This window comes from Coleofasciculus sp. FACHB-712, from assembly GCF_014695635.1.
Lineage (GTDB): Bacteria > Cyanobacteriota > Cyanobacteriia > Cyanobacteriales > FACHB-T130 > FACHB-T130.
The window spans coordinates 1-9,790 of sequence record NZ_JACJOQ010000571.1 but is presented as its reverse complement, the minus strand read 5'-3'; the positions used below and the strand labels follow the sequence as shown (position 1 = coordinate 9,790).

At 46.7% G+C, this 9,790-nt stretch carries 8 protein-coding genes; 7 read left to right on the top strand and 1 reads right to left on the bottom strand.

The genetic code is table 11. From position 1 onward, the window contains the following. Positions 1-861: 861 nt before the first annotated feature. From H6F50_RS20690 to H6F50_RS20680, 3 genes are all read left to right on the top strand, one after another. Entirely contained in the window at positions 862-1,284 is a 423-nt protein-coding gene (locus H6F50_RS20690) for a tetratricopeptide repeat protein (RefSeq protein ID WP_190430162.1), read from the top strand. A gap of 125 nt (positions 1,285-1,409) precedes the next feature. Continuing rightward, positions 1,410-3,098: a GTPase HflX gene (gene hflX, locus H6F50_RS20685; protein ID WP_190430163.1), complete on the top strand. Its 1,689-nt coding sequence runs from the start codon at positions 1,410-1,412 to the stop codon at positions 3,096-3,098. Positions 3,099-3,352: 254 nt separating this feature from the next. Beyond that, on the top strand, positions 3,353-4,258 hold the full coding sequence (locus tag H6F50_RS20680; RefSeq protein ID WP_190430161.1) for a cistern family PEP-CTERM protein: 906 nt from the start codon (positions 3,353-3,355) through the stop codon (positions 4,256-4,258). A gap of 164 nt (positions 4,259-4,422) precedes the next feature. Here H6F50_RS20680 and surE read toward each other — a convergent pair whose 3' ends face one another. After that, positions 4,423-5,223, bottom strand: a complete 801-nt coding sequence (gene surE, locus H6F50_RS20675) for a 5'/3'-nucleotidase SurE (protein ID WP_190415809.1) — start codon at positions 5,221-5,223, stop codon at positions 4,423-4,425. Between the two features lie 152 nt (positions 5,224-5,375). Between surE and pheS the strand changes: the two genes are divergently transcribed. From pheS to H6F50_RS20655, 4 genes are all read left to right on the top strand, one after another. After that, a complete protein-coding gene (gene pheS, locus H6F50_RS20670) occupies positions 5,376-6,371 on the top strand; it encodes a phenylalanine--tRNA ligase subunit alpha (RefSeq protein WP_190415893.1) in 996 nt (331 codons plus the stop codon). Between the two features lie 378 nt (positions 6,372-6,749). Then, a complete protein-coding gene (locus H6F50_RS20665; protein ID WP_190430160.1) occupies positions 6,750-7,799 on the top strand; it encodes a molybdopterin-dependent oxidoreductase in 1,050 nt (349 codons plus the stop codon). A 67-nt stretch (positions 7,800-7,866) separates the two neighbouring features. After that, on the top strand, positions 7,867-8,349 hold the full coding sequence (locus H6F50_RS20660; protein ID WP_190430159.1) for a hypothetical protein: 483 nt from the start codon (positions 7,867-7,869) through the stop codon (positions 8,347-8,349). Between the two features lie 146 nt (positions 8,350-8,495). Beyond that, a partial coding sequence (locus tag H6F50_RS20655; RefSeq protein ID WP_190430158.1) for an adenylate/guanylate cyclase domain-containing protein occupies positions 8,496-9,790 on the top strand: 1,295 nt, incomplete at its 3' end.

Below are 9,790 nucleotides of genomic sequence, written 5' to 3'. Positions count from 1 at the left end.
GTTATTAGAAGAGAGCATTAAATAGAAGTGATCGCGTCCTCACTCACCCTAAAGCGCGATCGCGCACTCTATCCATGCATGGATAACATCCAAAATTTATCTTTAGATAATTATTTTACATCGTTAAACAATGGTAATTCTAAAAAATATATAATCTAATGCAGTATTTAGTCGGCTTACTAGTTTTTTCAAGTATCACTTACTTTTTAATCGTAGATACAACTATTTTTTATAATGATCTAAAAATAAATAGTAACCGAAATCAATTACTAGTAGATTTTGGGAGGCTTTTGATTTTAGCAGCAATGGCAGGAATTGGATATAAGGTTGCTTCAGAAACTTTTCAACAACCGAATGATTCGATAATCTTTCTAACCAGAGGCATAATCATAGCTTTTTTAATACGTTTAGTTCGTTCAATCAGCTAGCTCTTTGGCTCCATCAGTAGATTGAATAACAAAATTAATGGTTGAATTAGCCAGTAAATATAGCACTTATCGCTTGAGTCAAGTACACTCAGGCCTAACCCCCAACCGACTTCCCGGAATCGGGAAGAAGGCTAAATTTCAAAGCCTCTCTCCTACAAGGAGAGAGGTTTGGAGAGAGGTCATGCAGCGTAGCTCAGTTGCTTAGAAAGCATATAAAGTGCCATCAAAAGTTTTGATTTTCTAAGTTGGGCTAATGGCAAACGAGTCACTGGTGAAAGGTAGATAAGTGTAATGTGCAATGCAAAACGCTGTGCGTCGCATCCCCACTCACCACAAAGTGCGATCGCTCCCATTCATCCCCTCGACGACTAACCGCATTTTTGTACAATAGATTCACTCATTCAGAAGCTAAGTTTCTAGAGTAAAAATACCTATGCGTAGATTAGGGCGCTACGAGCAAGCGATCGCGAGTATCGATCAAGCACTGGGAGTTGACTCCAGCGACCACAAAATCTGGTACAACCGAGGCGAAGCGCTAGCGAACTTAGGTCGCTATCAAGAAGCACTGGTCTGCTTCGAGCGAACTGTAGAAATTGCACCATCAGACCACGCTGCTTGGGTATTTCGAGGCGTTGTGCTAATTCACTTAAACCGCTACGAAGAAGCCCTCTCTAGCTGCGACAAGGCGCTAGAAATTGCACCAGAAGATAAAGAAGCTTGGACATTCCGAGGTGCAGCGCTGCATGGATTGGGACGGTATAAAGAAACTTACGCTAGCTACGACAAAGCTTTGGGAAACCCAAAGACACCACGATGGCGAAAACTTATTCAGAAATGGGTAATGGGTAATCGGTAATGGGTAATTGTTCATTCGTAATTCTCGCCTTCCAGAGTCCCTTTGCCCGCTCCTTTTCATCAGGGATGAAGTCGGTAAAATAGAGTTATCGAATTCAGGAGCCAGTTTACTGGCATAAAACCCCTATCGAGACTATCTACGGCAATCTTCAAGGTCTTAAGTCCAGCCATCTGAAGCAGCTACAGCGACTGTATCATCAACGGCTACCGGGCGATTGTCTGACTACGCCAGAATTTGCCCAGAGGCTGGCAGCAATCAGCACCGAAATTAACCAGCCAATGTGCGCTTACATCAATCGCCGGGGACAGGTGATTCGGGTAGGAGTGGGAACCCCCAGGCAAACGCAGATTCCCCCTCTAGAATTGCCTCGCTACGGTGCAGAACGACTTAGCGGCATTCGCTGCATCGCCACCCAGTTGAAACCAGAAGCACCCAATGAAGCTGCCTTAACTGCAATGGCAATGCAACGTCTGGATGCGCTAGTGGTGATATCCCTCACTGGGACAGGTTTTGAGCGTCGTGGCGGCGGAGCTACAGGTTATATTAAAGAAACTTATATTGCTCACCTAGTTCCTCACCCCGAAACTCCCTGGAGTTTGTCGCCGCCGATGAGCCTAGATGTGCTGGCGAACCAGGACTTTCTGGAACTGGTCGATGGACTAGAAGCCGAGTTCCAACGGGAATTTGTTGCTCGGCAAGTAGACATCGACCACGACCGGGTGCTGCTGGTCGGGTTGATGACGGGTGACAGGACGCCTCAGCAGTTCCAAGACGGATTGCAAGAATTAGCGCGGTTAGTGGATACGGCTGGCGGACAAGTATTGGAGACAATGCAGCAGAAGCGCCCCCGTCCCCATCCTCAGACAGTCGTGGGTGAAGGAAAAGTACAAGAAATTGCCCTCACCGCCCAGACTCTCGGAGTGAACCTAATCGTCTTTGACCGCGACCTTTCACCCGCACAAGTCCGCAACCTGGAAGTGCAAACTGGCATCCGGGTGGTAGACCGCACTGAGGTGATTTTGGATATCTTTGCCCAACGCGCCCAATCCGGTGCTGGTAAGTTGCAGGTAGAACTGGCTCAGTTGGAATATATGCTGCCCCGCCTGACAGGTCGAGGTCAAGCGATGTCCCGACTAGGCGGCGGTATTGGCACTAGAGGGCCAGGGGAAACAAAATTGGAAACCGAACGCCGTGCGATCGCGCGCCGCATTGCCCGACTGCAACAGGAAGTGAACCAGCTGCAAGCACACCGTTCGCGGCTGCGACTTTCGCGGCAACATCAGGAAGTTCCTTCTCTGGCTTTAGTTGGCTATACGAATGCTGGGAAGTCAACCCTATTGAATGTACTGACAAATGCCGAAGTTTACACGGCTGACCAACTATTTGCGACTCTCGACCCCACCACGCGACGCTTAACGATTCCTGACGCTGTGACGGCTGAACCTCAGCAGATTGTGCTGACAGATACGGTGGGATTTATTCACGAGTTGCCGCCTTCTTTGGTAGATGCCTTTCGCGCCACTTTAGAAGAAGTGACGGAAGCTGACGCGCTGCTTCATGTCGTGGATTTATCTCATCCGGCGTGGCAAAGTCAGATTCGTTCTGTGATGACTATCTTGTCGGAAATGCCTATAACACCCGGCCCAGTGCTGGTTGTGTTTAATAAAATCGACGAAGTTGATGGCGATACGTTGGTTCTGGCACAGGAAGAATTTCCGCAAGCGGTGTTTATTTCAGCGAGTCAGCGCCTCGGCTTAGAAACCTTGCGCCAGCGCATGAGTCAACTGGTTCAGTATGCAGTTGCACAGGAGTAGATCACTTAAAAATAACTTCTCCGAAAAGTGAAAACTTACGTAATTCTCCGTTAGCTCTGTTTTCTAGCGGAGAATTACATATTCTCTTTTTGAAGTTTTGATAAAGCAAGCCCCTATATTCTTAAAGAGTCAGTAAAAACCACTACCGTACTCTAGACACTATCTACCGAAATCACTTACACATATATTTACACACCATAAAAATGTCTACGGCTAGTTAGATAAATCAGGCAAAAATACAGGAAGTCAATATAATGGCAAAAATCCTCTCAAAACTAAATATCGGATTACCTGTTTTATCTGCTGTTGGTAGCCGTTCTGTTTCGATTTTCGCTTCGGTTGTAGTTGCCGCAGGAATTGCCACCGCATCTTCTACCTTCTCTCCTGCCAGCGCCTTCACAATCACTACAAAGACAGGAGCCGATAGTACAGCGGGGAATCCAGCCGGTCAACAACTGTACGATGTTGGTATTACTAAAAATGACATTGGTAATTCCTTTTTAGTTGACTGGTTCCTCGCCAGCGGTACTAAAAACACGGATGGTAAAAGCACTCCGGTAGATTTAAGCGCTACAGGTATCTTTAAGGTGCTTGACTTCACGCAAAATCTGCTATCTTTAGAAGTCAAAATTACTAATACAACATCTGCTAATTTTCAGGCAGCGATACTCAGTACTGGGTTTAGCGTAACTCCTGATGCGACTTCTGTGTCATTGATTAAACCAGGAAGCATTTTTGACAATGCTGAGGTTCAAAAGGCTGAGGTTCAAACTGTTAAGCCCAATAAATCTGGTAAGTCTGGTAAGCCGCCTGATAATTCTAGTAATCAGCAGTTTCCTGGGGGCTTTAAAGACATTGATGTTTGCATCTACGCAGCAAATGGTTGCAATGGTGGCGATGTTAAAGATGGTCTGCAATCAGGCGGTAAGTCTGATACGATTAAGGTCAACATTACCGGAAATTTCGGCGTAAATTACGCTGCTACTTTAGATTCTTTTCCCATCAAGTTTCAAACTCAGAATGGAAGTTACGAGCTAGCTGGCAAGCCCAAGCCTAAGCCACCAAAGCCTGTGCCTGAGCCTGGTACAGCAGTAGCTTTAGGATTGGTTGCTGCTGGTGCTGCTAGAGCGTTAAAGCGGAAAAATGTAGTGCAGCCATAATTCGCTTTTTGTTGAAGATTGAGGATTCCTTAATCTTTATATATACACTCGGAACCTCACCCCCAACCCCTCTCCGTGAACGGAGAGGGGAGAATATTGAACCCAGTGGTGTTTACGGGAGGGCAGGGATAGGGTTAAACCGTACTCTATTCAATAGAGAATGGCTATAAATGGAAATTTAATCCCCACTCCTGCAAGCTATTAATCCCCGCGGCATAGGTCAGGTTGTATTGCAAAGGTGTCACGGTGATGTAATTTTTGCGAATCGCCTGAACATCCGTTTCTATATGACTGGGTAACAGGGGATTTTCTGGTTGTTCTACCTCCTCCAAAGCCTCACCTGCTAACCAATAATAAGTTTTGCCACGAGGATCTACTCGCTTTTGAAAGATATCAAAATAGCGACGAATTCCTTGGCGAGTCAGAGCAACACCAGCAATCTCTTCCCACTTCACAGGCGGCACATTGACGTTGAGCAACATTGCCTCTGGTAGCGGCTGCTTCGATAACTGAGAAAGCAGAATTGTGGCAAACCGGGCAGCGGGTTGAAATTCCCTTAAAGTGTAACTGGTCAGGCTAAAAGCAATGCTGGGAATTCCTTCAATCACGCCTTCCATCGCCGCCGAAACTGTGCCGGAGTAGAGAATATCGGTGCCGAGATTAGAACCGTGGTTAATGCCAGAAAGGACAAAATCCGGAGGGGCATCGAGCAAAGCACCTAGCGCCAGTTTCACGCAGTCGGAGGGGGTTCCTGAACAAGACCAAGCTTTAACTGTGGGATGAAAAATCGAGTCAACGACTTCGGCGCGAATGGGGTCGTGGAGGGTAAGACCGTGACCAGTGGCTGACCGTTCTCGGTCGGGACAAACTACGGTGACATCGTGACCGGCTTCTGCGAGAGCATTGGCGAGGGTGCGAATGCCCAGAGCGAAGATGCCATCATCGTTGCTGATTAGCAATTTCATCAATTCAATCAAGGGGTGCTATCGAGGAGTTCACTCTATTGTGGATGAATTTGCATCGCAGTCTGTAGCAGCTTGTGGCAGATGGATGAGTCAAAATCACGCTAAACTCAAGCTTACTGCCACTAAAAATGACCCTCTCTAAAATGACCACGATGCTCAACGAGCTTGAGGCTCAATTAGCCGCGCTCAAACAGGAAGCAACTCAAGCGATCGCTGCCGCCGATACCCTGGAACGCCTAGAGGAACTCAGAGTTGGCTATCTGGGCAAGAAAGGGCAGCTCTCGAAGGTACTAGGGGGTTTAGGCAAATTAGACGCAAGCGATCGCCCCCGCATTGGTGCTTTAGCAAATGAAGTCAAAGAAGCGCTACAACAAGACTTGGATCGCAAGCGGACAAACTTACAGGAAGCACAAATCCAGGCAAAGCTGGAGTCAGAAACCCTGGATGTCACGATGCCGGGAGTTTACCGCCCCCTCGGTCGCAAGCACCCCCTCAACAGCACGATCGACCGGGTTGTGGATATCTTCGTCGGACTCGGCTACACCGTCGCCAACGGCCCGGAAATGGAGACAGACTACTACAACTTTGAGGCGCTAAACACTCCCGCCGACCACCCTGCCCGCGATATGCAGGATACTTTCTACCTGCCGGATGGTAATCTGCTGCGGACTCATACTTCTTCGGTGCAGATTCGCTACATGGAAGAAAATGAGCCGCCGATTCGGATTGTTGCCCCCGGACGCTGTTACCGTCGGGATACCGTCGATGCGACCCATTCGGCAGTCTTCCATCAGATCGAAATTTTGGCAGTAGATGAAGGACTGACTTTCACTGACCTCAAGGGCACGATTAAAGTGTTTTTGGAAGAAATGTTTGGCGCAGAGTTGCCAATTCGCTTCCGGACGAGTTATTTCCCCTTCACTGAGCCTTCTGCGGAAGTGGATGTGCAGTGGCAAGGGCGTTGGCTAGAAGTGATGGGCTGCGGGATGGTCGATCCCAATGTCCTCAAGAAAGTAGGTTACGACCCAGAAGTTTATACTGGCTTTGCTGCTGGCTTTGGTGCTGAGCGCTTTGCGATGGTACTGCATCAAATTGATGATGTGCGCCGGATGTACAGCAGTGATTTGCGCTTTTTACGGCAGTTTTAAGTAGGGGAACCTCACCCCCAACCCTTCTCCGCAGGCGGAGAGGGGGCTATTTCCTTGGGTGATATGGGGTGCTATTTCCTCGCCTCCCTAAAGAGCAGGCAGGGGTTGGAGGTGATGTTTCCGGTCATACCGCACCCCAAGGTACAATACTCCCTGCCATCAATGTTCTCCCCAATCCGTGGAGGTCGAGGGTCTGGAAGTGAGGTTCCGAGTGTATATATTTCACTAAGAGTGAGAACCCCCGGATAAGTTTTAGATATTTTCCCGACCTAATATTTTCCCGGATGAAGGGATCTAACTGTGTTAAAAAGAATTAAGTCGCTGCACCTGTAAGAGCGATCGCTAATCAGCCAAGTATCGAAAGAAGTATTCTTTTAAATGCGGTTGAATCCAAACCTAGGGAAAAATTTGGCTTTAGTGCCGCTAGCGATCGCGAGTATCTTTTGTGGAGCTTGTACAGATCAGCCAACAAACAAGCAATTGGACACATGGCGAACGGAAGCGATCGCTCTCAATGCCCAGAAGGTAAAAGCCAATTCCCAAGAGCCACAGGAAACTGAATGGAATCTAGAGATTGGGGGGCAAATTGCTCAGAGGGAATCTGTGCAATTGAATTGGCAACAGCTACAAGCATTGGCAACCGAGCGTGTAAAAACCACAGATCCGAATTTTGTACTCAACCCAAAAGAGATTTTTGACTTTCACGGCATTCGTGTCTCTAGCCTCTTAAAACAGTTAGCGATCGCCTCCGATGTCAGGGATGTTACCTTTGTCTGCTTTGATGGCTACCAAGTGACAATTGCCGTCAAGGATTTGCTTGCCTACCCGATTACATTAGCGATCGCCAGAAATGGCAAACCAATTCCTCGCGCTCAAGGCGGCCCAATTTATTTAATATTTCCGTATAGACGATACCCAGAATTGAAACAGAAGTATAACGAATTATCTTGGGCATTTTACGTTAGCCACATGATAATTGGTACTGAACCCGTAAGATTACGTGTAGGAAAGCGCGAACTAGATTTAGCGACTCTTGACAAACTGCCCCAAGTCACAATTTCGGACAATGTTGGGTATAGAATGGGCTGGCCTACTGGCAAAGTCAAACTTCACGGAGTGCGCGTGCGCGATGTTTTAGCCTTCGCGGGTGTTCAGTTGCCCGTTAATGGCGAAATTGTGGTTCAAGGGAAGGCACCCATTTCCCGTGACCCCTCTAATCCAGTCCGCTTGGCAGCCGCCGACCTGCGCGACTGCGACATTTTGCTGGCAACTAGATGGGGCGATAACCAAGAATCTATCCCCGCAAAAATGGGTGGCCCATTGACACTCGCTTTTGGTTCTAAGTGTCAAGATAGGGAAGAGAAATCTTTCTCTTTGAGCAAACAGAGATGGGTGACATTCGTGGTTGAAATTTTGTCCAATTTTTGATAGAAATTAATACACAACTATCACAACCAAATTTCCAGAAGATATCAACTGTTTTTAAGGATTTTATATGAGCAAACCATTAGATGAAACTCTTTCAACAGAACTGTCTAAACGCATTAAAAGCAAAGCGAAAAATCCTTTTGACAATGCCTATAAAGCAGCCTTGTTAACTGAAGGGTGTATGTATGTTCAAGGTTTTTTAGTTTGGGATGACCAGCCATACAAACCAATTGAGCATGGTTGGCTGGAGCTGGATAATTGTATTGTCGATCCAACTCTGCCACATTTCAATAGAAATCCTCAAGAACTCTACTACTTTCCGGCACAACGTTTAACCATAAAAAAACTGATTGCAGCGGTAGAAGAAGCTCAGGAAGATTATCCAGAAGATGACGCACTACCTGTTTATGATGCTTTACCGCATGAGTATTACGGCAATGTGATGATGGGTGGGAAAAACTATTCGGAGGCATATAACGAGGCTCAAGCTAAGTGCAAAGAGTTGAATAAACCCAAAAAGAAGACTAACTTAGAGAGCGAACCTACTTGAGTCTAGAAAGAATAACTTATTAACAGTCATCAGACACCAAGAATATCAGTGTCTCAAACCGACCTACCAATTTTAAAACTTAAACCGGATGCTAGATGACGCTAGTGGGATGTAATAAAAATGAGAATCACGAGCGCTAAAGCACCATGAAAGTGTTTGCTTTCCACTCAATCCGCACCCAGATTATGACTGCGACAACGCTGTTGATAGTCACGCTAGTTGGCTCAATCGTTTGGGTTTGGGCAGAGACCGAGAGTAACCTCTACCGCCAGCAGCAGAAGAGTCAAGCAAAGTCCTTAGTCAAGCTATCAGCTTATGCCTTAGCGAACGAACTTTCTGAAGATAACTGGAGTCAAATCCGCGTGGATCTGGATTTGCTGATGAAAGAAAATCAGGATTTCCTATACATTCTCGTCTCTGACGTTCGGAAAAAAAATCAGATCCTCGCGTCGTCTCCTAGCGATTTCCAAAACCAGTACATTCCAGATATTGTGCCAGTAAAAGTGACGAATGCCGCCCTAGATTTATCGCAAAAGTCTTCTGCTGTAGAAACATTTGCTTTGCGGGATATCAAGTTTTTGGAGAGCATACGCGCGAAGCGTGGCGAACGAATTATAGAGGTAAGTTCGGATGTCCAAATGGTATCTGGTGAAAAAATCGGCACGTTGCGGATTGGGATGTCGCTACGACAAATTAACCGCGCTGTTGTCTATGCGGTAAATCAGGCGTTGCTGGTGGGTACGGTGGGACTTTTCGTTGGTTTAGTGTATGCGTATATTTTGGCAAAGCGGTTGAGCGATCCAGTGCAGCGTTTGCAGGTAAGTGCTGCCAGAATTGCTGCTGGGGATTTGCATCATCGTGCGGAAATTAACTTGTCTGATGAAATTGGTGCTTTAGCAAAGTCTTTTAACGAGATGTCAGTCGCATTGCAGACATCGTTTAGTAAGTTACAGAAAACTTTGAAATCGTTTGAACATTTCGTACCGGACAAATTTCTTGCAGTTATTGCACCAGAGGGAATTGAAAACATTCAGGTGGGTGTATCAGCGACGCGAACAATGACGATTTTGTTTTGCGATATCCGAGGTTACAGCTCAATGGCTGAACAAATGACGCCACAGCAAACATTTTCGTTTTTGAATGATTTTTTGGAATGTATGGGATTGCCGATTGAAGAGAGTGGTGGCTTTATTGACAAATATATTGGCGATGCAATCATGGCATTGTTCGATGACGAAGGAACTGATTCCGCGGTGCGTGCGGCAATTTTGATGCAACAGACGCTTTCCCTGTTCAATGAGGCGCGGATGCAAAAAGGTTTACCAGCGATCGCTGTCGGTATTGGTATCCATCGCGGTGAGGTGGTGATGGGTACCGTGGGATTTACTTCCCGTATTGACTCTACAGTGGTTGGCGATTCAGTGAATCTAGCTTCTCGCCT

Bases quoted from the DNA above. Each gene is read 5' to 3' on its own strand.
- surE (WP_190415809.1), bottom strand. From the start codon at position 5,223: ATGAAATTGCTAATCAGCAACGATGATGGCATCTTCGCTCTGGGCATT.
- H6F50_RS20660 (WP_190430159.1), top strand. From the start codon at position 7,867: ATGAGCAAACCATTAGATGAAACTCTTTCAACAGAACTGTCTAAACGC.
- H6F50_RS20680 (WP_190430161.1), top strand. From the start codon at position 3,353: ATGGCAAAAATCCTCTCAAAACTAAATATCGGATTACCTGTTTTATCT.
- pheS (WP_190415893.1), top strand. From the start codon at position 5,376: ATGCTCAACGAGCTTGAGGCTCAATTAGCCGCGCTCAAACAGGAAGCA.
- H6F50_RS20665 (WP_190430160.1), top strand. From the start codon at position 6,750: ATGCGGTTGAATCCAAACCTAGGGAAAAATTTGGCTTTAGTGCCGCTA.
- H6F50_RS20690 (WP_190430162.1), top strand. From the start codon at position 862: ATGCGTAGATTAGGGCGCTACGAGCAAGCGATCGCGAGTATCGATCAA.